The sequence below is a fragment of the Bradyrhizobium sp. SBR1B genome, assembly GCF_014198205.1.
In the GTDB taxonomy this organism is placed as follows: Bacteria; Pseudomonadota; Alphaproteobacteria; order Rhizobiales; family Xanthobacteraceae; genus Bradyrhizobium.
Genome location: NZ_JACIHC010000020.1, coordinates 1 through 25,753 on the forward strand (window position 1 = coordinate 1; position 25,753 = coordinate 25,753).

General features: G+C 63.5%; 25 protein-coding genes. 13 read left to right on the plus strand and 12 right to left on the minus strand.

Annotated elements, in window-relative coordinates:
* Positions 1-264: 264 nt before the first annotated feature.
* The 4 genes from GGD61_RS33330 (at position 265) to GGD61_RS33345 (ending at position 4,322) form a co-directional block, all read left to right on the plus strand.
* Entirely contained in the window at positions 265-1,167 is a 903-nt protein-coding gene (locus GGD61_RS33330) for an SMP-30/gluconolactonase/LRE family protein (protein ID WP_092259670.1), read from the plus strand.
* A 46-nt stretch (positions 1,168-1,213) separates the two neighbouring features.
* Positions 1,214-2,053, plus strand: coding sequence for an aldo/keto reductase (locus tag GGD61_RS33335; protein WP_092259668.1), 840 nt, complete (start codon positions 1,214-1,216; stop codon positions 2,051-2,053).
* A 187-nt stretch (positions 2,054-2,240) separates the two neighbouring features.
* Positions 2,241-3,182: a DMT family transporter gene (locus GGD61_RS33340; RefSeq protein ID WP_183231925.1), complete on the plus strand. Its 942-nt coding sequence runs from the start codon at positions 2,241-2,243 to the stop codon at positions 3,180-3,182.
* A gap of 60 nt (positions 3,183-3,242) precedes the next feature.
* Positions 3,243-4,322: a zinc-binding dehydrogenase gene (locus tag GGD61_RS33345; RefSeq protein ID WP_092259664.1), complete on the plus strand. Its 1,080-nt coding sequence runs from the start codon at positions 3,243-3,245 to the stop codon at positions 4,320-4,322.
* Between the two features lie 142 nt (positions 4,323-4,464).
* Here GGD61_RS33345 and ppk2 read toward each other — a convergent pair whose 3' ends face one another.
* Both ppk2 and GGD61_RS33355 read right to left on the minus strand, forming a co-directional pair.
* On the minus strand, positions 4,465-5,385 hold the full coding sequence (ppk2, locus tag GGD61_RS33350) for a polyphosphate kinase 2 (RefSeq protein WP_092259662.1): 921 nt from the start codon (positions 5,383-5,385) through the stop codon (positions 4,465-4,467).
* A gap of 96 nt (positions 5,386-5,481) precedes the next feature.
* On the minus strand, positions 5,482-5,943 hold the full coding sequence (locus tag GGD61_RS33355; protein WP_028144303.1) for an Lrp/AsnC family transcriptional regulator: 462 nt from the start codon (positions 5,941-5,943) through the stop codon (positions 5,482-5,484).
* 134 nt (positions 5,944-6,077) lie between these two features.
* Here GGD61_RS33355 and GGD61_RS33360 point away from each other — a divergent pair, with 134 nt between their 5' ends.
* Together GGD61_RS33360 and GGD61_RS33365 are read left to right on the plus strand one after the other, a co-directional pair.
* The gene (locus GGD61_RS33360) at positions 6,078-8,441 is read left to right on the plus strand and encodes a transketolase (protein WP_092259660.1); all 2,364 of its coding nucleotides are present in this window, start codon (positions 6,078-6,080) and stop codon (positions 8,439-8,441) included.
* A gap of 249 nt (positions 8,442-8,690) precedes the next feature.
* Positions 8,691-10,121 carry an aldehyde dehydrogenase family protein gene (locus tag GGD61_RS33365; protein ID WP_092259658.1) on the plus strand — a complete coding sequence of 477 codons (1,431 nt, stop codon included), beginning with the start codon at positions 8,691-8,693 and terminating at the stop codon, positions 10,119-10,121.
* A gap of 199 nt (positions 10,122-10,320) precedes the next feature.
* Here the strand turns inward: GGD61_RS33365 and GGD61_RS33370 are convergent, their stop codons facing one another.
* Complete coding sequence (locus GGD61_RS33370; RefSeq protein ID WP_092259656.1) at positions 10,321-11,298, minus strand: SMP-30/gluconolactonase/LRE family protein; 978 nt, start codon at positions 11,296-11,298, stop codon at positions 10,321-10,323.
* Between the two features lie 89 nt (positions 11,299-11,387).
* On the opposite strand from GGD61_RS33370, the gene GGD61_RS33375 reads away from it, so the two are divergent.
* The gene (locus GGD61_RS33375; RefSeq protein WP_092259654.1) at positions 11,388-12,212 is read left to right on the plus strand and encodes an NAD(P)-dependent oxidoreductase; all 825 of its coding nucleotides are present in this window, start codon (positions 11,388-11,390) and stop codon (positions 12,210-12,212) included.
* A gap of 67 nt (positions 12,213-12,279) precedes the next feature.
* Here the strand turns inward: GGD61_RS33375 and mddA are convergent, their stop codons facing one another.
* Genes mddA through GGD61_RS33395 form a run of 4 tightly spaced genes read right to left on the minus strand, consistent with a single transcriptional unit; the run spans position 12,280 to position 13,978 of the window.
* Positions 12,280-13,053 carry a methanethiol S-methyltransferase gene (gene mddA / locus GGD61_RS33380; RefSeq protein ID WP_246786107.1) on the minus strand — a complete coding sequence of 258 codons (774 nt, stop codon included), beginning with the start codon at positions 13,051-13,053 and terminating at the stop codon, positions 12,280-12,282.
* A 42-nt stretch (positions 13,054-13,095) separates the two neighbouring features.
* Positions 13,096-13,407: a hypothetical protein gene (locus tag GGD61_RS33385; protein WP_143109072.1), complete on the minus strand. Its 312-nt coding sequence runs from the start codon at positions 13,405-13,407 to the stop codon at positions 13,096-13,098.
* Entirely contained in the window at positions 13,365-13,619 is a 255-nt protein-coding gene (locus tag GGD61_RS33390) for a hypothetical protein (RefSeq protein ID WP_092259648.1), read from the minus strand. Before GGD61_RS33390 ends, GGD61_RS33385 begins: the two co-directional genes overlap by 43 nt.
* A 53-nt stretch (positions 13,620-13,672) precedes the next feature.
* The gene (locus GGD61_RS33395) at positions 13,673-13,978 is read right to left on the minus strand and encodes a nickel-binding protein (RefSeq protein ID WP_092259646.1); all 306 of its coding nucleotides are present in this window, start codon (positions 13,976-13,978) and stop codon (positions 13,673-13,675) included.
* Positions 13,979-14,140: 162 nt separating this feature from the next.
* Here GGD61_RS33395 and GGD61_RS33400 point away from each other — a divergent pair, with 162 nt between their 5' ends.
* Both GGD61_RS33400 and GGD61_RS33405 read left to right on the plus strand, forming a co-directional pair.
* A complete protein-coding gene (locus tag GGD61_RS33400) occupies positions 14,141-15,934 on the plus strand; it encodes a transcriptional regulator (RefSeq protein WP_183231913.1) in 1,794 nt (597 codons plus the stop codon).
* A 203-nt stretch (positions 15,935-16,137) separates the two neighbouring features.
* Complete coding sequence (locus GGD61_RS33405; protein WP_092259643.1) at positions 16,138-16,548, plus strand: hypothetical protein; 411 nt, start codon at positions 16,138-16,140, stop codon at positions 16,546-16,548.
* Between the two features lie 36 nt (positions 16,549-16,584).
* Here GGD61_RS33405 and GGD61_RS33410 read toward each other — a convergent pair whose 3' ends face one another.
* From GGD61_RS33410 to GGD61_RS33420, 3 genes are all read right to left on the minus strand, one after another.
* Entirely contained in the window at positions 16,585-17,142 is a 558-nt protein-coding gene (locus GGD61_RS33410) for a hypothetical protein (RefSeq protein ID WP_092259641.1), read from the minus strand.
* 34 nt (positions 17,143-17,176) lie between these two features.
* The gene (locus tag GGD61_RS33415) at positions 17,177-18,352 is read right to left on the minus strand and encodes a TAXI family TRAP transporter solute-binding subunit (protein WP_092259639.1); all 1,176 of its coding nucleotides are present in this window, start codon (positions 18,350-18,352) and stop codon (positions 17,177-17,179) included.
* Between the two features lie 175 nt (positions 18,353-18,527).
* A complete protein-coding gene (locus tag GGD61_RS33420; RefSeq protein ID WP_092259637.1) occupies positions 18,528-19,211 on the minus strand; it encodes a GntR family transcriptional regulator in 684 nt (227 codons plus the stop codon).
* A 174-nt stretch (positions 19,212-19,385) separates the two neighbouring features.
* Here GGD61_RS33420 and GGD61_RS33425 point away from each other — a divergent pair, with 174 nt between their 5' ends.
* The 4 genes from GGD61_RS33425 (at position 19,386) to GGD61_RS33440 (ending at position 24,266) form a co-directional block, all read left to right on the plus strand.
* A complete protein-coding gene (locus GGD61_RS33425; protein ID WP_177237256.1) occupies positions 19,386-21,101 on the plus strand; it encodes an IlvD/Edd family dehydratase in 1,716 nt (571 codons plus the stop codon).
* A 55-nt stretch (positions 21,102-21,156) separates the two neighbouring features.
* Positions 21,157-22,164, plus strand: a complete 1,008-nt coding sequence (locus GGD61_RS33430) for a TRAP transporter substrate-binding protein (protein WP_018322809.1) — start codon at positions 21,157-21,159, stop codon at positions 22,162-22,164.
* A gap of 186 nt (positions 22,165-22,350) precedes the next feature.
* Positions 22,351-22,929 carry a TRAP transporter small permease gene (locus GGD61_RS33435; RefSeq protein ID WP_018322810.1) on the plus strand — a complete coding sequence of 193 codons (579 nt, stop codon included), beginning with the start codon at positions 22,351-22,353 and terminating at the stop codon, positions 22,927-22,929.
* Positions 22,926-24,266, plus strand: a complete 1,341-nt coding sequence (locus GGD61_RS33440) for a TRAP transporter large permease (protein WP_092259633.1) — start codon at positions 22,926-22,928, stop codon at positions 24,264-24,266. Before GGD61_RS33435 ends, GGD61_RS33440 begins: the two co-directional genes overlap by 4 nt.
* On the opposite strand, the gene GGD61_RS33445 is transcribed toward GGD61_RS33440, so the two are convergent.
* Together GGD61_RS33445 and GGD61_RS33450 are read right to left on the minus strand one after the other, a co-directional pair.
* Complete coding sequence (locus tag GGD61_RS33445) at positions 24,226-24,834, minus strand: histidine phosphatase family protein (protein ID WP_092259631.1); 609 nt, start codon at positions 24,832-24,834, stop codon at positions 24,226-24,228. The genes GGD61_RS33440 and GGD61_RS33445 overlap by 41 nt on opposite strands.
* Positions 24,831-25,625, minus strand: coding sequence for an enoyl-CoA hydratase/isomerase family protein (locus tag GGD61_RS33450; RefSeq protein WP_092259629.1), 795 nt, complete (start codon positions 25,623-25,625; stop codon positions 24,831-24,833). Before GGD61_RS33450 ends, GGD61_RS33445 begins: the two co-directional genes overlap by 4 nt.
* Positions 25,626-25,753: the final 128 nt, after the last annotated feature.

The window sequence follows — 25,753 nt, forward strand, 5'->3', positions numbered from 1 at the left end:
AAGACGCTGGGCTGGAAAACGCCGGCAGAAGCGCTTGACGAACTGCTGTCATGAGTGAAAACAATCGGTGTTGCGACGACCGTTTGAATCCGCCCAGTACGCCGAGACATCTGTGATGAAGCGGTGAGGCCGCGGCGTACTGGATTCCCCGCTTTCGCGGGGAATGACAGTGAGGGCGAGGCGCCATGCCTCCGCCTCAATCGACGCGCCGTCGATTGTGCCCTATGCTGCGCGCTCCCCCTCAACACGTCCAAAACAACAATGATGTACCTGGAAACGCCGCCGCGCCTGATCGAAACCAAGCTCTTCTCCACCATGCCCGAAAAGTTCCGCCGCAAGGGCGTGCGGACCGATTGGGCCGATGCCAACCGGCCGAATGTGCCGACCGACAGCTTCATCGAGGGGCCTTCCTTCGACAGGGACGGCAATCTCTACATCGTCGACATTCCCTTCGGTCGCATCTTTCGCATCGCGCCTGACGGTGAGTGGTCGCAGGTCGTCGAATATGAGGGCTGGCCGAACGGACTGAAGATCGCCGCGGACGGGCGCATCCTGGTGGCCGACTACAGGCACGGCATCATGGAGCTCGACGCCAAGGCTGGCCGCATCAAGCCCATCCTGACTGCGCGCAATTCGGAATCGTTTCGCGGCTGCAACGATCTGCATCTTGCTTCCAACGGCGACATCTATTTCACCGATCAGGGCCAGACCGGCCTGCACGACCCCAGCGGTCGCGTCTATCGTCTCGCATCGAATGGCCGGCTCGATTGCCTGATCGACACCGGTATCAGCCCGAATGGCCTGGTGCTCGACCCAACAGAAACCGTGCTGTTCGTCGCGATGACGCGCGACAACGCGGTGTGGCGGTTGCCGTTCATGAAGGACGGCAGTGTGTCCAAGGTCGGCCGCTTCTGCTCGCTGTTCGGCACCAGCGGTCCCGATGGCTTGACCATTGACGCCAAGGGCCGCCTGTTCGTCGGTCATGCCTCGCTCGGCCACGTCTTCGTGTTCGCGCCGAACGGCGAGCTGATCGCGCGGATCAGGTCATGTGCGGGGCCGAATTGCACCAATGTCGCGATCGGTGGCGAAAGCAAGGACCGTCTCTATATCACGGAGTCATCGACCGGCAGCGTGCTGGTTGCTGATATCAGCGGATTGAACTCCTGAGCTTCGTGGCAGTTGCCCGAGCGGAGGAGCGACAGCGGAGACGAACATGAACGCAAAACTCTTCGGCAAAACCGGCGCCAACGTCTCCGTCATCGGGCAAGGCACCTGGTATCTCGACCACGGCGACCGCAAGCGCGCGATTGCCGCGCTTCAGCGCGGGCTTGATCTCGGTATGACCCACATCGACACCGCCGAGATGTATGGCGATGCCGAGCTCGTCATTGCCGATGCGATCACGGGTCGTCGTGATGAAGTGTTTCTCGTCTCCAAGGTGTTGCCGAGCAACGCGTCGCGCGGCGGAACCATCACCGCCTGCGAGCGGTCGCTGAAGCGGCTGAAGACCGACCGTCTCGATTGCTATCTCCTGCACTGGCGCGGTTCCTATCCGCTCGAAGACACCGTCGCCGCGTTCGAGGAACTGGTGAAATCAGGCAAGATCAAATCCTGGGGCGTTTCCAATTTCGACGCCGACGATCTCGACGAGATTCTCGATGTCGCCAGCGAGGATCGTATCGCCTGCAATCAGGTGCTCTATCATCTGAAGGAACGCGCGATCGAGCACGCGGTGATCCCGTGGTGCGAGCGGCATGGTGTCGCCGTGGTCGCCTATTCCCCGTTCGGTCATGACGATTTCCCTGATGCACGCAGCAAGGGCGGTGCCGTGCTGGCGCGCATCGCAGAGGCTCGTCGCGTGACGCCGCGTCAGGTCGCGCTCAGCTTCCTCACCCGTGCGACTACGGTGTTCGCGATTCCGAAGGCCTCGTCCGCCGAACATGCCGGCGAGAATGCGGCGGCCGGTGATCTCGTGCTGACGAAAGACGAGATTTCGGCGTTAGATGCGGCGTTTCCGCGCGGGGCGAAGCCGCGCAGCCTGCCCATGCTGTAACGCACAAACGGCCATTATTAACGGAGCATTGACGCGCGCGGCGGCTCGCGCATATCGGCATCCTGTTTTCGGAAGTTGTGAACGCGCCGCATTTGTCGTTTTTTACAACCGTTCTCGATTCGCATTTTCCCGGGTTCCAGCCGTGACACCGCCGCCCGCCGCAGCCGCAAGGCTCGACAGTATTCCCATGCCCGTGCCGGAGAAGAAGCAGACGGCTCGCCGTGCGCCTGCGCGCGTCGACCATCCCTTCAAGGGCATTGCGCTGGTGCTGCTGTCGACGATCTTCCTCGGCTGCTCCGACACCACCGCGAAATATCTCTCGACCAGCCTGCCGTCGATCGAGATCACCTGGATCCGCTTCGTCACGTTCGCGCTGATGTTCACGCCGGTGATGCTGCCGGGCTCGCCGCTGCATGCGATGCGCACCGAGCGGCTCGGCCTGCAGCTGATGCGCGGCGCCGCGCTGCTCGGCTCCTCGCTGTTCTTCATCACCGGCCTGAGTTTCCTGCCCATCGCGGAAGCTTCCGCCACCGGCTTCGTTTCGCCGCTGTTCGTCACTGCGCTGTCGATCGTCTTCCTGAGCGAGAAGGTGGGCCTGCGACGCTGGATCGCGACTGGGATCGGCCTGACGGGCGTGCTGATCATCCTGCGGCCGGGCACCAGCGCGTTCCACGCCGCCGCGTTCTTCCCGATCATCTCGGCGTTCTGCTGGGCGGCGGCGCTGATCCTGACGCGCATGATGAGCGGACGTGAAGCCGTGCTCACCACGATGGCGTATTCCGCGCTCACGGGCGTTGCGATCCTTTCCGTGATGGTGCCGTTCGTCTGGGTCACGCCGACGTGGACCGCGATTGGCCTCGGCATCGTGATCGGCGTCGCCTCGACCGTCGGCCAGTGGATCATCGTGCTGGCCTATCGCTATGGCGATGCCTCGGTGCTGGCGCCGTTTTCCTACACCCAGTTGCTGTGGGTCAGCATTCTCGGCTTCTTCATCTTCGGCGAGGTCCCCGACCTCTGGACGGTCGTCGGTGCCGCCTTCATTGTCGCAAGCGGTCTCTACATCGCCCATCGCGAGCGTATCCGCCGCGCCCAGCTGCTGGTGCTGGAAGAGCGTTCCCCGAACCCCTGACGCAAGTTCGCGCGCCCCGTTACGTGCTATCAACGGCTCCAACAATACGGGAGGAGCCGGATGCGCGCTGCGATTTTCAGGAACGGTGAGATTGTCGTCGACAGGATGGCCGAGCCGAAGCCGGGCCCCGGCCAGGTGCTGGTCAAGACGCTCGCCTGCGGCATCTGCGGCTCCGACCTGCATGCGCGCCAGCATGCGTCGCGGATGGTGGAGATGGCCAGGAAGACCGGTCGCACGCCGATGGATCTGTCGCGTGACGTCGTGTTCGGTCACGAATTCTGCTGCGAGATCGTCGATTACGGCCCCGGCGCGGAACGCAAGTTCAAACCGGGGACGCATGTCTGCTCGCTGCCCGCGCTGGTGACGCCGGATGGCATCAAGGGAATCGGCTACTCCAACGACTTCGTCGGCGGCTATGCGGAGCAGATGATTTTGAGCGAGCCGCTCCTGCTCGAAGTGCCCAACGGTCTTGTGCCGGAACATGCAGCATTGACCGAGCCGCTCGCAGTCGGCATTCACGCCGTGGCAAAGGCCAATATCCGGGGCGGCGAAGTGCCGCTCGTCATCGGTTGCGGCCCTGTCGGGCTCGCGGTGATCGCGGCGCTGAAGATCAAGGGGCTGCACCCGATCGTCGCCGCCGACTATTCACCAGCGCGGCGCACGCTCGCGGCAAAGCTCGGCGCCGACGTCGTCGTCGATCCCAGGGTGTCGCAGCCCTATGCGACCTGGGCCGAGCACGCGCAGATGTCGGACGCCGAAAAGGCGGCGAGGCCGCCGTTCCAGGCCATGCTGCCGGCGCTGAAGCCCGCGATCATCTTCGAATGCGTGGGTGTGCCAGGCCTGCTGCAGCAGGTGTTCGAAGGTGCACCGCGTGACGCGCGCATCGTGGTGGTCGGTGTCTGCATGGAGACCGACAAGAGCGAACCCATGCTCGGCATCATGAAGGAGCTCAACGTCCAATACGTGCTCGGCTACACGCCGGACGAATTCGCAGGCTCACTGCGCCTGATCGCGGAAGGGCAGGTGGATGCGGCGGCGATGGTCACGGCCGAGGTCGGCATCGACGGCGTCGCCAAGGCGTTCGCCGATCTCGCCAATCCTGAAGCCCACACCAAGATCATCGTGCAGCCGTGGCGGTGACGGTCTCGTAGGGTGGGCAAAGGCGCAAAGCGCCGTGCCCACCATCTTTCCCGATTCAAACGCAGATGGTGGGCACGCTTCGCTTTGCCCATCCTACGAGACCTGAGTCCATACCCATGCAGGCCGAATTTGTTCGCCCCCGTCAATATTTCGCCGGCACGTACATCTCCGGCGGAACCGGGCCGCGCTGATAGTCGGGGTGGCGGACGCGCGGCGGCAGCATCACCGGCGCGCGAGCGACCTCCTGATACGGGATCTGGCTGAGGAGATGCGCGATGCAGTTGAGCCGCGCGCGCTTCTTGTCGACGGCATCGACGATCCACCATGGTGAGTCCGGCAGGTGCGTGTGCTCGAGCATCGTCTCCTTGGCCTTGGTGTATGCCTCCCAGCGGCTGCGCGCCTCGACGTCCATCGGGCTCAGCTTCCACTGCTTGAGCGGATCCTTGATGCGCATGGTGAAGCGGAACTGCTGCTCGTCGTCGGTGATCGAGAACCAGTATTTGACCAGGATGATGCCGGAGCGAATCAGCATGCGCTCGAACTCGGGCACCGTCTTGAAGAATTCCTGGTACTCCTCCTCCGAGCAGAAGCCCATCACGCGCTCGACGCCGGCGCGGTTGTACCAGCTGCGGTCGAACAGCACGATCTCGCCGCCGGCCGGCAGGTGCGACACGTAGCGCTGGAAGTACCATTGCGTGCGCTCGCGCTCGCTCGGGGCGGGAAGCGCCGCGACGCGGCAGATGCGCGGATTGAGGCGCTGGGTAATACGCTTGATGACGCCGCCCTTGCCGGCGGAGTCGCGCCCCTCGAACAGCACGACAACCTTCTTGCGCTCGCTTTGCACCCAGTCCTGCAGCTTGACCAGCTCGCCCTGGAGCCGCAGCAGCTCCCGGAAATAGAGCTTGCGATCGACCGTCGGACCCGGTGTGTCGGTTTCGTCCAGGAGCTCGTCGAGCCTCGTGTCATCGAGCTCCATCTCCAGCTCCTCGTCGAGGTCGTCGGCCATCTCCTGAATGATGCGCTCGCGCTTGGCGGTTTGGAAGGTGCGGTCGGATGCGGTCATGGGCTTCTTCTCTCGGCTAGGGTGCCAGTGTTACCAACGACCATCGGCGGGGTTTGTTGCGTCCATGTGACAGCCGCTCTGTCACGCTGAGGCAGGTCACACCGGCAGCGCGATCGAATATTTCACCTGGCTCAGCGCAAAGCTCGACTCGATCGAGGCGATGCCGTCGAGCCGGGTCAGCTTGGTCTTGAGAAACGTCTCGTAGGAGGCGAGGTCGGCCGCGACGACGCGCAGGAGGTAGTCGCGGTTGCCGGTCATCAGATAGCACTCCAGCACCTCATCCCATTTCGAGATCGCGCGCGCGAAGCGGTTGAGATCCTCCTCCTTCTGCCGCGCCAGCTTGATCGAGATGAAGACGCTGACATGCAGGCCGAGCGCCTTCTGGTCCACGGTCGCAACGTAGCGGCTGATGACGCCGCGCTCCTCCAGCAGCTTGACCCGGCGATGGCAGGGCGAGACCGAGAGCCCGACCTTGTCGGCGAGTTCCTGCATGGTCAGCCGGCTGTCGGCCTGAAGCAACGCGAGGATTTTGCGGTCGATGGCGTCGAGCTCTGGCATTGGGATGAAACCTGTATATTCGGGGTAATCATTAGTATGGTATCCCAATATCGGGTGGTATTGCGCGAAAAATTGAGAAGTTTGGCGCCTCCCACGGGCGTATCATCGTGGCACCTGTTCCCGGGAGCCTTGCCATGCCCGTCGATACCGCCCGCCTCGACACCTTGACCGCGCTGAGCCGCAAGGCGCTGTGGCTGTCGTCCTGGACCATCCACCATGCCAACCACATCCGCCCCAATGCCGACGGCTTGAAGGTCGGGGGACATCAGGCCTCGTCCGCCTCGCTCGCCACCATCATGTCGGCGCTGTATTTCCACGTGCTGCGGCCTGAGGACCGCGTCGCGGTGAAGCCGCATGCGAGCCCGGTGTTCCACGCCATCCAGTATCTGTTCGGCCGGCAGAGCCGCGAGAAGCTGGAGAACTTTCGCGGCTTCAAGGGCGCGCAGTCCTATCCCTCGCGGACCAAGGACGTCGACGACGTCGATTTCTCCACCGGTTCGGTCGGCCTCGGCGTTGCGCAGACGCTGTTCGCTTCGGTGGTGCAGGACTACGTCAAGGCGCATGGCTGGATGAAGGATCGCCGCGAAGGGCGGATGATTGCGCTCGTCGGCGATGCCGAGATGGACGAAGGCAACATTTTCGAGGCGCTCGCCGAGGGCTGGAAGCACGGCCTGCGCAACACCTGGTGGGTGGTCGACTATAACCGCCAGTCGCTCGATGCCGTCGTGCGCGAAGGGCTCTGGGAAAAGTTCGAGACCATGTTCCGCAATTTCGGCTGGGACGTCGTCATCGTGAAATACGGCCGCCTGATGCGCGAGGCCTTCGCCGAGCCCGGCGGCGAGGCGCTTAAAGCTTGGATCGACAATTGCCCGAATGCGCTCTACGCCGCGCTCTGCTTCCAGGGCGGCGCCGCGTTCCGCAAGCATCTGCATGACGAGATCGGCGACCAGGGCCCGGTCACCAGATTGATCGACAAGCGCAGCGACGACGAATTGCTGGCGCTGATGTCGAATCTCGGCGGCCACGACATGGCGAGCATGCTGGAGGCGTTCGAGTCCATCGATCACGACCGTCCGGTCTGCTTCATCGCCTACACCATCAAGGGTGTCGGCTTGCCGTTCCAGGGTCACAAGGACAATCACGCCGGCCTGATGACGGTCGCGCAGATGGAGAAATATCGCGACAGCCAGAACATCCGGCCCGGTCACGAATGGGAGAAGTACGAAGGGCTCGCGCAATCCGCCGCCGAACTCGACGCGTTCCTCGCGCGCGTGCCGTTCAACCAGGATGGCCGCCGGCTGACCGCGCCCGTCGTCGAGGTGCCCCAGCAGCTCGCGTTCAAGCCGTCACCGCAGATGTCGACCCAGCAGGGCTTTGGCCTCGTGTTGAACGAGATCGCGCGCAGCGACAGTGAGCTGGCAAGGCGCATCGTCACGACCTCGCCCGACGTCACGGTGTCGACCAATCTCGGTCCGTGGGTCAACCGGCGCGGCCTGTTCGCGCGCGCCGAGAAGGCGGACTTATTCCGCAGCGAGAAAATTCCCTCCACGTTCAACTGGGACTTTTCGCCCAAGGGCCAGCATCTCGAGCTTGGAATTGCCGAGATGAACCTGTTCATCATGCTCTCGGCGCTTGGGCTGTCGCACCAGATCAACGGCGAGCGGCTGCTGCCGGTCGGCACGCTCTATGATCCCTTCATCGAGCGCGGGCTCGATGCGCTGAACTACGCCTGCTACCAGGACGCGCGCTTCATGGTGGCGGCGACGCCATCAGGCATCACGCTCGCGCCCGAGGGCGGCGCGCACCAGTCGATCGCAACGCCCCTGATCGGCATGGCGCAGGATGGGCTCGCCTCGTTCGAGCCGGCCTTCGTCGACGAGCTCGCCGTGATCATGGCCTTCGGGTTTGAGCACATGCAGCGCGAAGCGGGCGAGGGCGGCTCGGTGTACCTGCGGCTGTCGACGCGCAGCATCGAGCAGGCGCAGCGGATCATGACGCCGGAGCTGCAGCAGGGCATCACCGACGGCGCTTATTGGCTGCGCAAGCCGGGCCCGAATGCCGAAGTCGTGATCGCCTATACCGGCGCGGTGGCACCTGAGGCGATCGAGGCGACCGGCTTCATCGGCGAGAGCCGGCGCGACATCGGCCTGCTCGCGATCACCTCGGCGGACCGCCTCCATGCGGGCTGGACCGCCGCGCGGAAATTGCGGCGGGATCGCCGCGGCGTGCAGCATCTCAGCCACATCGAAAAGCTGCTGGCGCCGCTGCCGCGCGACTGCGGCATCGTGACCGTGATCGACGGCCATCCCTCCGCGCTCGGCTGGCTCGGCAGCGTCCGCGGCCACCGCGTCGAGGCGCTCGGTGTCGAGCAGTTCGGCCAGACCGGCACGATCGCCGACCTCTATCGGCACTACGGCATTGATGCCAACGCCATCATCGATGCGGCCGAAAGCCTCACCACCGGCGCGCCGGTGCTGCATCGGAAGATGGCGGTGTAGTGGAAGTAATCGAGGTGTCATTCCGGGGCGGCTCGAAGAGCCGAACCCGGAATCTCGAGATTCCGGGTTCGATGCTTCGCATCGCCCCGGAATGACGGCTGAGAGAACCTTGCCACGTTCCCGCCATCGGCTCATATAACCTCCGTCCGCCGCAACGCTGGCCCCGCATATGGCGGGTTCAATTGCCGGCGCTTTCGTGCAAGGATGCCTGCCGAAACGCCCCCACATGCCCCCAAGAAGAGGTTAACGATGGTCAATCGCATGCAATTCTACATCGACGGCGCCTGGGTCGATCCCGCCGTCAAGAAGTCCACCGCCGTGGTCAATCCCGCGACGGAAGAGGCGATGTACGAGGTTGCGCTGGGCTCCAAGGCCGACGTGGACAAGGCGGTTGCCGCCGCCAAGCGCGCCTTCGCAACCTTCTCCCAGACCAGCCGCGAGGAGCGCGTCGCGCTGCTCACCAAGGTCATCGAGGTCTACAAGGGCCGCCTCAAGGAGATCGGCGCCGCCGTCTCCGACGAGATGGGCGCGCCGCTGCCGATGGCGGAGAAGCTCCAGGCCGGTGCCGGCCTCGGCCATCTTATGACCACGCTCGACGTGCTCAAGAACTACCATTTCGAAGAGCCGGTCGGCACCGCCATGGTGCTGCGCGAGCCGATCGGTGTGGTCGGCATGATCACGCCCTGGAACTGGCCGCTCAATCAGATCGCCTGCAAGGTCGCGCCCGCGCTCGCCGCCGGCTGCACCATGATCCTGAAGCCGTCGGAGTTCACGCCGACCTCGGCGCTGATCTTCGCGGAAATCCTCCATGAAGCTGGCGTGCCCAAGGGCGTGTTCAACCTCGTCAACGGCCTCGGCCCCGAGGTCGGCGCCGCCATGAGCGAGCACCCCGATATCGACATGATCTCCTTCACCGGCTCGACCCGCGCCGGCATCGACGTGGCCAAGCGCGCCGCGCCGACCGTGAAGCGCGTCAGCCAGGAGCTCGGCGGCAAGTCGCCGAACGTCATCCTCGAAGGCGCCGACCTCATGAAGGCGGTGACCGGCGGCGTGATGCACATGTTCAACAACTCCGGCCAGTCCTGCAACGCGCCCTCGCGCATGATCGTGCCGCTGTCCAAGATGAAGGACGTCGCCGCGATCGCGAAGGCCGTCGCCGACAAGACCAAGGCCGGCGATCCCCGCGCTGAAGGCACCACCATCGGCCCCGTCGTCAACCGCGGCCAGTGGGACAAGATCCAGGGCCTGATCAAGAAGGGCATCGACGAGGGCGCAACGCTCGTCGCCGGCGGCCCGGGCTTGCCCGAAGGCGTCAACAAGGGCTTCTATGTCCGCCCCACCATCTTCGCCGACGTCACTCCTGACATGACGATCGCTCGCGAAGAAATCTTCGGGCCGGTGCTGACCATCATCGGCGCCAAGGACGAAGCCGAAGCCGTGCAGATCGCCAACGACACGCCGTATGGCCTTGCCGGCTACGTCACGGGTGCCTCGGTCGAAGACGCCAAGCGCGTCGGCCGCCAGATCCGCGCCGGCAACGTCAACCTCCAGGGCGTGCCCAACGACCGCACCGCGCCGTTCGGCGGCTACAAGCAGTCGGGCAACGGACGCGAGTGGGGCAAGTACGGCCTCGAGGACTTCCTCGAAGTGAAGGCCGTCGCCGGTTTCAACGCGGCGTAAGTTTTAGCGCGTGAACGAATGACGCCGGAGCGGGCAACCGCTCCGGCGTTTTTGTTTTGGGCGGCGTGTCGCGAAGGCGAGGTGCCGTAGGGTGGGCAAAGCGAAGCGTGCCCACGTCTTCGCGCCCGCGACGGCGCGGTGGTGGGCACGTCGCTTACGCTCCTTTGCCCACCCTACGAGACCGTCATTTGTGGAGCGCCTATCCCCCCATCGCCCCCTGCGTGTTCACATACAGCGCGTAGATCGACTGGCTCGCTGCCATGAACAGGCGGTTGCGCTTGACGCCGCCGAAGCAGACGTTCGCGCAGCGCTCGGGCAGGGCAATGCGGCCGATCATGACGCCGTCGGGCGCGAACACCACGACGCCGTCGAGCTCGGGATCTCCCATGCCCCAGCCGCACCAGAGATTGCCGTCGATGTCGCAGCGCATGCCGTCCGGCGTGCCAGGACCTGCATCGATGTGGACGCGCTTGTTGGAAATCTCGGTGCCGTCAGCCGAGACGTCATAGGCGAGGATTTTTCGGTTTGGCACGCCGCGGGATTCCACGACATAGAGGATCTTTTCATCCGGCGAGAAGCACAGCCCGTTCGGCCCGAGCACCCCCTCGGCGACAATGGTCGCCTTGCGCGTCTCGGGATCGAGCCGGTAGACATTCGGCTCGATCTCGGGCTCGGCCTTGTAGCCCTCGTAATTGCCGAGCAGGCCGAAGGTCGGATCGGTGAACCAGATCGAGCCGTCCGATTTAACAACGACATCGTTCGGCGAGTTCAACCGCTTGCCGTTGAATTGATCCATCAGCACGGCGACGCTGCCGTCATACTCAGTGCGCGTCACGCGCCGCCCGCCATGCTCGCAGGTGACGAGCCGGCCCTGCCGGTCGCGCGTGTTGCCGTTGGCGAAGTTCGAGGGCTTGCGGAACACGGAGACCGCGCCGGTCTCCTCCTCCCATTTGACGATGCGCTGGTTCGGGATGTCGCTGCACAAGAGATAGCGCCCGTCGCCGAACCACACGGGACCCTCGGCCCAGCGCAGGCCGGTCGCCAGCCGCTCCACTGCGGACAATTTCAGCCAGTATTTTTCGAAACGGGGATCGAGTGCACGAATGGCCGGGTCGGGGTAATACGTCGCCGGCCGCCAGCCTGGCCGCTCCTGGGTGTGGGACGATGCCTCATTCATGTCGGTTCTCTCGTTTCGTTCCCTCTGGACAATGCTGCTATCATTAGAGACACGTGACCGCAAATCGGTCACCAACGGCGAGGGAAGACATGCCGCGTATTTTGATGACGGGAGCTTCGGGCGGAATCGGCACGAGCCTGCGAAGACTGCTGCCGCCGATCTATTCGGATCTCCTGCTGTCCGACATCAAGCCGCCGGCCGATCTCGGCGCGAACGAGAAGTTCAAGGCAGCGGACCTCGCCGATCTCGCGCAGTGCGAGGCGATCTGCGAGGGCGTCGACGGCATCATTCATTTCGGCGGCTATTCGGTCGAAGGTAACTGGGATCAGATCCTCCAGGCCAACATCATCGGCGGCTATAATCTGTTCGAGGCGGCCTACCGCAAGGGCGTCAAGCGCGTGGTGTTCGCCTCGTCGAACCACGCCGTCGGCTTCTATCCGCGCCACCACAAGATCGGCACCGACGTGACCCCGCGCCCAGACGGTCGCTATGGCGTCAGCAAGGTGTTCGGCGAAGCCGTCGGCGCGCTCTATGCCGACAAGCACGGGCTGAAGGTGACGTGCCTGCGCATCGGCAATTTCGGCGACATGCCGCTCGATCAGCGCCGGCTCTCGATCTGGCTCAAGCCCGACGACCTCGTGCAGCTCTGCCGCATCGGGCTCGAGCATCCCGACATCCATTTCGAAATCTTCTACGGTGCATCCCTCAACGAGCGCGCCTGGTGGGACAACAGCCGCGCCTACGAATTCGGCTACCGCCCCACGGGGCGCGCCGAGGATTTCCGCGAGCACGCGATGGCCGAGCAGGCCAAGCTGAAGCCGGATCCGGTCGGCGATTATTTCCAGGGCGGCACGTTCTGCAGCATGGAGTTCGATGCGGATCCGGACCGGATCATCGACTGGAAGAAGCGCTAGGGAGCGCGCTCGACATCGTGAGAGCGGCCGAGTTCTGCTTGGCCGCTCAAATCGTAGGTTCGCCGGATCAGAACAGGCCCGGGATCAACATCGCCACCTTCTCCCTGTAGTGTCGGTACTGATCTCCGAAAAGAGTGATCAGGTCGCGCTCCTCCAACCAGATGCCGACGAAGATGTAGGCCGTCGTCACCATCGCGAACAGCATGTGCCCGAGCGTCATGGTAGGCGTCGACCAGAACGCGATAATGAAGCCGAGATAGATAGGATGCCGGATCAGGCGGTAGAGGCCCGGCGTCCTGAACTTCATCGGCTCGGCGAGCCGCCCCGCAAAGTGGCTGACGACTTGCGTCAGTCCGAACAATTCGAAATGGCTGATCAGAAACGTGCTGTACAGCACGATGAGCCAGCCGGCGAAGCTGCCGGCGACCGCGGCGTAGGCTGCCATCGGCGTCTCTATCTCCCAAACCGCGGCGGTGATGGGACGCCATTGCCAGAACAGCAGGATCAGGCTCAGGCTTGCCAGCAGCACATAGGTGCTGCGCTCGAGCGCGGGTGAGGCGAAGGCGGCGAACAGCTTCTTGAAGCCCTGGCGAGCCATGCCGCTGTGCTGGACGGCAAACAGGGACATCAGCGCGAGATCAATCAAGAGGGCCTGTGCGGTCGAACCCGCCACGCCGCTGTCGATCGTCTTGGGCATGATGAATTGCGAAATGAAGCCGACGGCGTAGAGAAAGGTCCCGAAGAAGATGAGATAGGCAAGGAGGCCATAGCTGAGCACGAAGCTTCGTGCCAAGAGCGAGCTTGCGGTCTGAGTAGGTCCGTTTTGCATGGTGATGGACATGATGGAGTTTCCAGTTCAGTGGTGAGGGCTTGAACGGCTGTTTCAGCGGGCGGTGTCACCGCCGCCTTCGTCAGGTTGAAAAGGCTGTCGGAACCGTCGCGCCCTTGCGCACTTGCCAGGGCTTTTCTGGACCACTGCGCCGCCGCTCACGCCTTCGGTGCGATGGTCGCCGAACGTCGTTGCAGCCGAAGCCAGAGCAAGCGACATCAGGACGGCCCCGAACGTCCCGATCGCCACCGCGACGATTCTGGATTTGAAATTCTTGAAACAGGAGATCTTGGCTTCGGAAGCGTCGGATTGGATGAAAGAACTCATGACAATTTCCTCGAATTGAAGCTGTTGCTGGAAATGCAAATCCTCTCATGATGAAGCGTGTCTCGAACCGTGCCATCACCGCTGGCCGTGGTGCCGCCGCAACCCTTCGCGAACTGCATTGCGGCCTTCTCGCGGTTCGCCAGCATGCTGGCGACGGACTGGTTGATGAGCCGGCGAAGCCGCAACAGGATGCCGGCGAGATATCGCTGCGAGGGGCTCGGTGCGGGCGGCGCCTGAGACTGAACGGACATTTTCTTATCCTTTCATGGAATCCCGAGTCGATGACGGCGCCCGCGCTGATTTGCTATTCGGCGGCGACCGTCTGCGGTGTGGGATCGCCGCGGACGACCACTGTCGTGGCGACCTTGTAGAACTCCTCGCCCGGCATGCCGACGCGCCGTGCATGCTCGCGGATCGACTCCCCATCGCGCGCTTCATAGATGCAGAAGGTACCGATGCGGCCGTCGGCCTCATGGACCACATAGCTGCGGATCCAACGGACGCGGTCGGACATCTGCTCGTTGCCGATCCGAGCGGACTTCGCGCCGGCGGCTTCCAGTTCGCTCAAATTTGCCCAGGCGCTCGGGCGGCGGATGACATAGAGTTCCATCAGACATCTCCTCGGGGGTTGTTGCCGGCGGTCGGAAGCGACCCGGGCCGTGAGGAGCTATAGGGGCGACCGGTGCTGACCGTCCTTACCGCGGGCTGATCATTGCCTGATCCTTGTCTGAACCTTGTCTGAACCTTTTCCGCATTGCCTGGACTTAACGATATGACCCTCAGGTTTGGACCCTTCGAGCTCGATGAAGAGGGCCGTGCGCTCATCCACGCGCAGCGGGAAGTCGCGTTGCAACCACGTGTGTTCGATCTGCTGGTCTACCTGACGCGCAACCGGGATCGGGTCGTCACCAAGGAAGAACTGCTCGATACCCTCTGGCCTGATGTAACCGTCACCGACAATTCGTTGCAGCGGGCGGTGAGCATGCTGCGTGGCGTGCTGCGCAAGGGTGGCATGGATAGTGCCATCCGGAACATGCCGGGCAGGGGATATCGTTTCTGCATCGACGGCGTATCGGAGATGCAGCTCGCCGCTCCCCAGACGACGGGCGGGCAAGTTCCGGACGTGCGGGCGCAAGCTCAGCGCGCCGCTGACGTGCAAGCCTGGGACGAAGCCGCAGCGTTGTTCGAGGCGGCCGATACCGTCGGACCGCTCGATGGCGCCGACTTGCACCGATGGGCGCTGGCCTTGCAGTGCACCGGCAAGGCCGATGCGGCCCTGCCTCTTTTGGCTCGTGCGGTTGCTGCCCATACCAAGGCGAGCAACGTGCCGCTGGCCGTCATCGATGCCGTCACACTCGCCGGCTTGCACTTCGAGCGCGGCCAGGCGGCGATTGCCAAGGGCTGGCTGGCACAGGCGGAGGACTGGGCCTCCGAAGTCGAGGATCCCGCCACGACTGCGCTCATTCTCTGGATGAAGTCGAAGGTCGCCGCGTTCGACGGCGAGCCTGAACAGGCGCTTTCGCTTGCCGATATCGCGTACAGCATGGTCCGGCACAAGAACGCTGTTGGCATCGAGGCGCTGAGTCTTGCTTATCGCGGGTTCTACCGGCTGTGTCTGGGCGATACACGCGCTGGCCTAGCGGATCAGGACCTCGCCGCTGCGATGGCGCTCTCCAGCGGCGATATCGATCCGATCGTCGGAGGCATCCTCTACTGCAACATTCTGTGGGCGGCGCGGATGTTCGGAGATTGGGCCAGGGCCGACCAGTGGACGCTGGGTTATCAGAAATATTGCACCGAGAGCGGGATGGAATTGTCCGGCTCCTGCCAGCTTCATCGGTCAGAAGTTCTCGGTGTCAGGGGCTCGCTCGGCGAAGCTTTGCTCCGAATTCAGGACTCGTTGGCACGGCTTACCGGTGACGCGCCTTGGGCGATCGGCGATGCCAATCGCGTGCTTGGCGACGTTTACGCAGCGATCGGCAATGAAGACGACGCGCTCGAAGCCTATGAAAAGGCCTACGCGCTCGGCTGGTGCCCGGAACCCGGTCGCGCCATGCTGTTGCTGGAGCGAGGCGAAGCGGAGGCGGCTTACGCCAGCCTCGAGCGCAGTCTGATCGGAAAGTCCTGGTGGACCCTGCAGCGGCGTGGGATCCTGTTCGCACATCTGGCACTCGCGGCCGCGTACACGGGCCGTCGTGAGCAGGCGCTTGAACTGATCGAGGAGCTCTCCGGAAGTCCGGACCGGTGGCCGATGCCGTCGATCCGCGCATTGACGAACGAAGCGCAGTCGGTCCTCGCGCATGCGCGCGACGACTATGAGGCAGCGCTGCGACATCTGCATCTGGCCCGGCAATTGTGGTCGAGCATCGACGGACGAGTGCAGGCCGTCAGGTTGAGGCTGCGGATCGCGAAGCTGCAATTGGCGCATGATGACGTTCGAGGCGCCTCGGCGGAAATTCATGCGGCGCAGCTCGTGGCTGGCGAATTGGGCTCGCGGAAGTTCGAGGCTGAGTGTGCGGCTTTGCGACGCGGGGCCGATATGCGTGCGACGGGACGCGCTGCCTAGCGATCGTCCGCGATACCTACCCTGTCTTGTCAAGCGGCACGTGATTTTTCGTTCGGGTCAGCCGGTGCCGCCAAATGCTTTGGTTTCTCGCCCCTTGATGTGGATCAACGGTGCTCCAGCGTTTCGGCTTTCGATCTGTGCGATCGGAATTCAGCAACGGTTGCGTTGATGACGCCGCAAAAGCTGCAGCGAAAGCCACGACAATGAAAATCAAATTGTCAGTCGCGATATTCGCGATGATCGTTTCCGGACCGGCGCTAGCCGTACCTCTCACCGAGGCCGAGGCGGCATTCCTGGACCAGCTCGTCACGGCATCCGTGGTGCTCGAACAGCGATGCGACGGTTACGAGGTCGATGGCAGCGGCAGCGTTCAGCTCGGCGCCCGGCTGCTCGGCAGTCCCGACGTCGCGATGGCCATGATCGACGCCTATGCTGCGGCCATCAAGGCCCGCGACGGCGAGAGCTACGATCCCCGCAAATTCCGTCCCGAGGTGTCCGACGCGGCCCGCAAAACGTTCAGACGGGTCCGAACGGACCTGATCCAAAACCCGAAAAGGGCCTGCGCCGATTATGGCGAGACCAGCGTGGAGCGTGGCCTGCTGAGGCGGTACTGACATCGTTAGTGACGTGATCGCATGACCTGTCGTACGTCATTTGGCAACGCGCGCTTCCTGTTTCTTGGTCACGTGCCAGAGCACCACATGGTAATGCGGCACATCCACGCCGGGGTGACCTGGGTTGAAGTAGAAGCTGACGTGGTCAACTGGTCCTGCTGACCCCGCCCCCTCCAACGTTTTGTGATCGTCGATGTCCTTGTTCGGGACCATGTAGACGGTCGCGACCAGACGGTCCCTGCGATCGAAGGTCAGGAACGGCCCCAGCGGCAAGGTGTCGGGCTTGACGAATATAGTGCCGAGGCCCGGAAAGAACTTCGGAAAGTTCACGAGATCGCTGACCCGCTGGTATCCGTTTTTTTCCGCGACCTCCCGCTGGTTTGGTGGTGGACGAACGACTTTGTGCTTTCTATGTGCCTTCTTTCGGTGAGGGGCTGTCCTGGTTTTGTCGACCTCGTCGGCCGGTGGCGCTGTGCCCGGGAGCAGCTGCGGAGCTTGTGGCCAGAAGGGAGCAAATTGGGCGGCGGGACGCCTCACATCGGCGATCAAGGCGAGCAACGCAACAAGGGCTGCGCCCACCACGGTTTTGCGCATCGATACCTCCCGAGGTTTGTTTGCCCAAGTCTGCTCACTTGGCCGGATTGCGTTCTCTCCAGCGCAGGAAATCCCGAAACAGTTCTTCGCGATCAGGTAGATCGGCAGTTGGCTTTCCCTCGATGAACCGGCCGAACGCCTTGCGAAGCGCGGCTTCCCCTCCCGATTGCTGCTGGAGCCAGCGCTCTGCCGGTCGGAATCGTCGCCATCCAGGGAGTTGTGCGGCCAGGTTTACTTCGCGCCACTTAGGATGATGGGCGTCCCCGAGAAATTCGGGAAAGCGCGTGAACAATGTCTGGACGAAGAACTCCAGCAACCGAAATCGCTCGTTGCCGCTCGGCCAGTTGTAGGCGAAGAGGGCGGATTTGATCGCGATCGTGTCAACGCTCGCTTCGGCGGCGATCAGATTCGGGTAATCCTTGTGGCGGAACGTCGATGGCAGATAATCTTGTTGCAGCAGCTCGTTGAAGTAGGGGATCGGCAGGAGGTGAATACCATCGAGTTGCGAGACCTGCGTCAGGAAGCTGAGCGGTTTTCCTGAGACCAGCAGAGCGGCGGAGAGATCTCCCTTCCTCAGACCATCCAGCGCGGCCTCCGGTCCCAGGTTCGACTCCATGATCTCGACGCCCAGACGGTTCAACACTTCGCGGCCGAGAATGGCGCCGGCACTGCCGTCGTCCCCGAGATTGACCCTCTTTCCCGAAAGCTCCGTCAGGCTTCCGATTTCCGCCCGTGCGAGAAGATGGAACTCTTCGATATAGAGCGGGGCAATGTAGGTCAGCCTGTCAGAAATATCCCCGAAGGTCCTTGTCTCCCGGAGCCGGTCGACGAGGACGACGGGCGAAATCGCCACGTCGGCACCTGCGAGGGTGAGCACATCAAGGACGTTGCGGACACCGCCGTCTCCCACGATGGGCAGGACCCGCAATGCGACTTGGCCATGAGGACCGGTCTCCTGACCGCCGGCGAGCGTGGTCGCAATGTCCTGAGCGATCGCGAATTCAGTGCATTGCGGCGAACCGGTTACAAATCCCACCGTAAACGGGTCCGCAGGTCGTCCCGTTTCCTTCTTCGGGGTGCCTTCCTTTCTCGGAGACACCTTCGTGGATTCGCTCGGAGAAGCCGACGGCCGCTTTTGCGCGAAAGAATCCTGGACCTGTCCGCCGAGCCAGGCCGCCGCAATCAATGCGATGAACAAACCGGTCCGCATCGCTCCGCAGACCCTCATTATTCAACCTGCTCGGTCAGTCCTCCCTTGGGCGCGACATGCTGCGAGAAACTGCCACCCGCGGCCTCCGAACCAAGACCGAGCCTTATGCTTGGCCTTCCAACGCGCCCGGGGCAGCGCCGTTCCGTGATGGATGCCTGCAGCAGAAGTTTGCCGATTAGCGCCTGGCCTCGTCCGCAATCCTCGCCAGATAATCCCTCTTGCTGAACTGCATATGATCGACACACAGCTGCGCCAGCGCCCAGCTGTCGCGTCCCCTGAGTAGCTCGATCATCATCTCATGCTGCCGCCGCGATTGCGCGAGGCCGTCGCGGTCGGCGAGGTTCTTGGCGCGCATCGGCAGGGTCAGGTTCATGTAGTCCTGGAGCGAGCCCACCAGGTAGGGATTGCCGCAGGCCGAGAACAGCGCGAGGTGGAAAGCGTCGTTGGCTTCGTGGATGCCGCGCAGATCCTGCGCATCGGCTCTCGCGCAATATTGTCGTTGCAGCGCGGAGAGCTCGTCGATCAGGGCTTGCGGCGCGGGCAGAGGGATCATCAGTGCCGCCTGCCGCGTCAGCATCTCCCGGACCTCGTAGATCTGCCGGACCTCCTCGGCCGAGTAGAACCGGACGGTGGCGCCGACGTTCTTCTCGCGGCGGACGATGCCGCGGCGCTCGGCATCCACCAAGGCTTGGCGCACGAAGTGGCGCGAGGTGCCGTAGCGCGACATCAGCGCGTCCTCGGTGAGGCGCGCGCCGGGCGGCAGGCGGCCGAAGATGATGTCCTCCTCCAGCCGCGCGACGACGTCGTCCGGATCGTCGTGCCGGATCGGCATGCTATCTGCGGTGCGAATGTCGGACATGCCCTCGGCCTCCCGGCGTCTGGCCGGCTCGCCCTGTGGAGCAGGGAAGGGACAGATTGTCAATAATTCGTGCCGAAGATCGAGCCTTTGGGCGGAAAATGCGACAATATGGGCCAAGCTTATTGACAATCGAGGTGCGGGCTGTACCACAATGGCAACTGAAGGAGTGGCATGATGACGAGTGGGTTGCGCAAGGGTCTGACGAGCTATGGCGATGCCGGCTTCTCGCTGTTCCTGCGCAAGGCATTCATCAAGGCCATGGGCTATTCCGACGACGCGCTGGAGCGTCCGATCGTCGGGATCACCAATACCTATAGCGACTACAATCCCTGCCACGGCAACGTTCCGCAGATCATCGAAGCCGCCAAGCGCGGCGTGATGCTGTCGGGCGCGATGCCGTTCGTGTTCCCGACCATCTCGATCGCCGAGAGCTTTGCCCATCCGACCTCGATGTATCTGCGCAACCTGATGGCGATGGATACCGAGGAGATGATCCGGGCCCAGCCGATGGATTCGGTGATCGTGATCGGCGGCTGCGACAAGACCCTTCCGGCGCAGGTGATGGCGGCGATCAGCGCCGATTTGCCGACCGTGGTCATTCCGGTCGGTCCCATGGTGGTCGGCCATCACAAGGGCGAGGTGCTGGGCGCCTGCACCGATTGCCGCCGTCTATGGGGCAAGTATCGCGCCGGCGAAATCGACGATGTCGAAATCGAAGCAGTGAACGGCCGTCTCGCGCCGTCGGTCGGCACCTGCATGGTGATGGGTACGGCCTCGACCATGGCCTGTATGATCGAAGCCATGGGCCTGTCGCTGCCGATGAGCGCGACGATCCCGGCGCCGCATGCCGAACGATTCCGCCTTGCCGAGGCGAGCGGCAAGGTCGCCGCCGAGATGGCCAAGACCAAGGGGCCGAAGCCGAGCGAGCTTTTGACACCCGCGTCTTTCAAGAACGCGCAGGTCGTGCTCCAGGCGATTGGCGGCTCCACCAACGGCCTGATCCATCTGACCGCGATGGCGCATCGCTCGCCGCATCGGCTCGATCTCGAAGTGTTCGACCAGATCGGCCGGGAGGTGCCGGTGCTGGTCGACCTCAAGCCGTCGGGCGAGCACTATATGGAGCATTTCCATCACGCCGGCGGCGTGCCGAAGCTGCTGGCGCAACTCGGCGACCTCGTCGATCTCGACGCCAAGACCATCTCGGGCCAGACCCTGCGCAATGTCGTCGCCAATGCCGAGGACGTGCCCGGTCAGGACGCCATTCGCTCGCGTGACAATCCGATTAAGAAAGAGGGCGGCCTTGCCGTGTTGCACGGCAATCTTGCGCCCCGCGGCGCGGTCATCAAGCAATCCGCGGCAAGTCCGAAGCTGTTGAAGCACACTGGGCGCGCGGTGGTGTTCGAATCCGTCGAGGACATGACCTTGCGCGTCGACGATCCCGATCTCGACGTGACCGCCGACGACGTGCTGGTGCTGCGCAATGCCGGCCCGAAAGGCGCGCCGGGCATGCCGGAGGCCGGCTATCTTCCGATTCCGAAGAAGCTCGCGCGCGGCGGCACCAAGGACATGGTGCGCATTTCGGATGCGCGCATGAGCGGCACCGCGTTCGGCACCATCGTTCTGCACATCACCCCGGAATCCGCCGTCGGCGGGCCGCTGGCGCTGGTGAAGAACGGCGACAAGATCAGCCTGGATGTAGCCAAGCGCAGCATCGAGCTCTTGGTCGATGCGGCCGAGCTGGAGCGCCGGCGCGCTGCCTTGAAGCCGGCGGCTGCGCCCGATGAGGCGCGGCGCGGCTATGCCTGGCTGTTCAACGAAACCATCATGCAGGCCGACGAGGGCTGCGACTTCGACTTCATGCAGAGGACTGGGAAGACCGAGACAAGCTGACGAACGACGAGCGCTCAGACCGCACAAGCGGCGGGCGATAACATAGGGGGAAACGATGATTGCACGATCCATGCCAGGATTCTTACATGGGTTGGCGGCTGCGGCCGCCGTGCTGTTCGTGACCGGGGCGGGGGCGCAGGAGGTGAAGCATTATCGCTTCGCCTATGACCAGCCGCGCAACACCGGCTATTCCATCGCGGGCGACATCTTTGCCGAAAAGCTCAAGGAGTTGAGCAAAGGCACCATGATCATCGACCAGTATCCGGGCGCGCAGCTCGGGCAGGAGCCGCAGGTGCTCCAGCTCGTGAAAGCCGGAGACGTCGAATTCTCGATCATCTCCTCCGCCAACACCGCGACGATCTCGCCGCAGGCCGGCGTGATGTCGCTGCACTATTTGTTCCGTGACGAGAAGCACGTGGTCAAGGGGCTGGCCGATCCCCGCGTGTTTGAAGCGCTCAAGACGATGATCGACGAGACCACGCAGGGGCTGCACGTGATCGCGACCGGATCGCAGGGCGTGCGCCACATGTACGCCAGGAAGGAGATCCACAACGTCGGCGACATCAAGGGCGCAAAGGTCCGCGTGCAGGCGACCGCGACCGAGGACACCATGTTCCCGGCCTATGGCGCCCAGACCGTGCACATGCCGTTCGGCAGCGTTTACACCAGCTTGCAGACCGGGGTCGTCGACGTCGCCGAGAACAGCATCAACGTCTACCTCGTCAACAAGCATTACGAGGTGGCGCCGGTCCTCAACATCACCGAGCACGAGGCCAACAACGCGCTGGTGTTCATCTCCGACAAGCTCTGGCAGAGCCTGTCGGCCGAGCAGAAGGGCTGGGTACAGACGGCGGCCAACGAGATCAGCACCAAGGAGCCGGCGAAGGCGTTCGAGCTGGAGCGCACCGCCGCCGAAAAGCTGAAGAAGATGGGCGTGAAGGTCGTCGATAACGTCGACAAGAAGAGCTTTGTTGCGGTCGCCGATCCCTATCTCGACAAGCTCGCCAAGGAGCTCGGGCCGCACGCCGAGAAGATCAAGGACTTGATCCGGTCAATCAATTAGGTCGCTTGCGGCCATCCTTCGAGACGCCCGCCTTGCGGCGGGCTCTCAGGATGAGGTCTAGTTTCGCGGCGAGATTTTAGACCCTCATGGTGAGGAGCCCGTGAAGCGGGCGTCTCGAACCATGCAGGCCGAGTGTGATCGGCAGCTTCCCAGCTGTCACATCCGATAGCTTTGGGACGGGGACTAATGGCCATCGCCGATAAACTGCTCGTGCATCGCCAACGCCACCTGAAATGGCGCTGGCTCGACTGGCTTGAGCTCGCGCTGATGATCCTCTGCGGCGTGCTCTGCTTCGGCTTCTCGCTGTCGGTCACCGCGGACATCGTCACCCGGACCATCGGTCATCCCTGGCTGTGGCTGCAGGAGGTCACCTCGACGCTGTTCATCTACGCGATCTTCATCGGCACGGCCGCTGCGACGCGCCGCAACGACCACCTCTATCTCACCGCGATCTCCGAGGCCTTGCACGGCACCTCGCGGCTGATCGTCGAGCTGATCATCCGTCTCGTCGTGCTCGGTGTCGCCTTCTGCCTGATCTGGTACGGCTACCAGAATTATCTGCGCGGCTTCGGCAGCTTTCGCCTGCCGTCGGGTACGCCGATCGCCTCGCTCTATGCGATTATCCCGCTGTCGGGCGTGCTGATCGGCCTGTTCACCATCGAGCAGCTGGTCAACGGCCTGCGCAACGGCTTCGACCATCCCGAGCCGCCCGAGGAGGATGGAACGCCCATCGTCACCGACGCGCAGGCGAGGGCGCAGCTATGAGCGCACCTGTTGTTCTGGCGTTGATGACGATCTGCTTCCTGTCGTTCGGCTATCTCGGCGTGCCCGTGCCGTTCTCGCTGATGGCCGGCGTTTTCATCGGCGCGATCCTCTCCGACGTTTCGCTCGCGGCCATCATCCAGAAGATCTTTGACGGCGTCGATTCCGAGGCGCTGCTGGCGATCCCGTTCTTTCTGCTGGTCGGCGAGCTCATGAGCTCGGCGAATGTGGTGGTGCGGATCGCGAACCTCTCGGTGTCGCTGGTCGGGCATATCAGGGGCGGGCTGTCGCAGGTCGTCGTCGTCTTCAGCATGTTCTTCTCGGAGATGTCGGGCTCGACCACCGCCGACGTCGCCGTGATGAGCCGCGCGCTTGGCGGGCCGATGAAGCGAGAGGGTTACGAGCCGGCCTTCATCGCCGCCATCATTGCCTCGGCCTCCACAATCGCCGCGCTGGTGCCGCCGAGCATCACCGCCGTGGTCTATGGCGCGGTCGGCAACGTCTCGATCGCGGGCCTGTTCATGGCGGGCGTGGTGCCCGGCCTGATGATCGGCTTCGGTCTGATGCTTTATTGCTACTTCTTCGGCCCCTCCGGCCTGCGCAAGCCGCGCGCGCCGCTTCGGCAGGTGGTGTTCGCTGCCGGCGATGCGGCGCTGCCGCTGATGATCCCGGTGATCCTGCTCGGTGGCATCCTGACCGGCTGGTTCACACCGACGGAAGCCGGCGTGGTCGCCGTGGTCTGGATCGTGCTGGTCGTGATCCCCGCGCTCAATCGCGGGCACATCAAGAGTATCCCTTACGATTTTTGCATTGCCGGACTGATCTTCTCGCTGCCGCTGGTCACCATCGGCGCGGCCAATGCCTTCGGCTGGATGCTCGCTTATCTGCGTGGGGCGAGCTACATCGCCGAAATCATCACCTCGATGGCAGGTAACGATCCGCATCTGATCATGCTGCTGATGGTGCTGCTCTTCACCGTGGTCGGCGATTTCATCGAACCGGTGCCGACCATCATCATCTTCATGCCGCTGGTCAACACACTGACGGAGGCGGGTGACATCAATAGCGTCCATATGGGCGTGGTGCTGATCGCCACGCTGGCCTTCGGCCTGATCACGCCGCCTTACGGGCTGGTGCTGCTGATGGCCTCGAAATTCGTCGGCATAAGTTTCGCGAAAGCGCTACGCGCTGCGTTGCCGATCTATCTGGTGTTCCTGGGGACGATCGCATTCGCGATCTACTTCCCGAGCGTGGTGCTGTGGCTGCCGCAGAAAGTGCTGCCGGAATCGGTCGGCTGCTTCAAGTCGCCGGCGGGGACGGGCTATATCTGTCCGAAGTAACGACTTGCTCGACGCGCCATTGCGCCTGCTCGCGCACGTAACGGAACGGCGTGCCATGGCTATTCTTGAAGTAGCTGCCGCACAGCGCGTTGGCCATCCCCTGCATCACCGCGTCATGGCAGACGAACAGGAGATCGTCGCCGGGATGACGGTCGAGCCACGCCGAGACGCAAGCCAGCGACCGTTTCGTCATGGTGTCCCAGCTCTCGCCGTCGGCTGGCAGGATCGAGACGAGGCCCGTCGCCGACTTGACCCCGTGCTTGATCATGAGGTCGCGAACTGGCAGGCCTTCAAAGCTCCCGAAGTCGAATTCGATGATGCCGTCGTCAATCGCCAGCGGCACCGAGATCGCGGCCGCGATGATCTCGGCCGTTCGCGCCGCGCGGGCCAAGGGACTTGCGACGATGCGGCTGATGCCTGCGCCGCGCAGCATGTCCACGGCCTCGTGCGCCTGCCGCAGACCGTCCTCGTTCAGCGGATTGTCGGTCCGCCCCTGGAATCGTCCCTCGCGATTCCAGTCGGTCGCGCCGTGACGAAGGCCGTAGAACGTACGCGCTGGTGTCGTCACTTCGACTTGCTCGTGAATTTTTTCACGGCGCTGCGAAATTCCTCCGTGTTCATCGCCATGATGATCTTGTGCTCCTCGGCATCGAGCTGCTGCTTCACCGGCGTGGTGGCGGCCTGATAGACCAGCGATTTGGTGCCTGATATCGCCGCCGGCGGGTTCTGCGCCAGACGCTCCGCGAGTTTTCGGGTGGCCGCTTTCAGTTCGGCGGCCGGAACCGTCTTGGCGACGAGGCCCCATTCATAGGCCTGCTGCGCGGTAAAATTGTCCTCGGCGAGAAAGATCTGCAGCGCCCGGCGGGAGCCGACCGTGCCGACGATGCCGACCGTCGAGCCGCCGTCCGGCGACACCCCGATCTTGGCATAAGCCGGCGTGAATTTGGCGTCGTCCGCGGCGATGCAGAGATCGGTGACGAAGGCGAGGCCCATGCCGGCACCGGCGGCCGAGCCGTGAACGCTGGACAACGAGATTTTCGGCATGCGCCGGATGATTTCGATGAAGGCGTGATAGTACTTCAAGAGCTCGCCGACAACAGGCGTCACCGTGCCCGCTTCGGCGGCGGCACCAATCGTCTGCAGATCGCCGCCGGCCGAGAACGCACGGCCTTCGCCTTCGAGCACGACGACCTTGAGGTCGTCGTCGCCTTCGAGATAGGCCGCAAGCTGCTCTAGCTTCTGCGCGATGGCGAGATTGATGGAGTTGAACGCGGCGGGACGGTTGAGCGTGATGGTCGCGATCGGGCCGTCGATCCGCAGCAGGGCGGGATCATCGGGCTGGGAGATGGGAGCTGGCATCTGAGAGAGTCTCCGGCAGGAGGTGGTTGCTGCAACTAAATCGCAGAAGGGCAGGGGTGACAATCCCCGACCGCCGCCCTTGCGCGGGGCGAAACGATAGGCTCAAATGGGGCTGCCTTTGCCAAGGG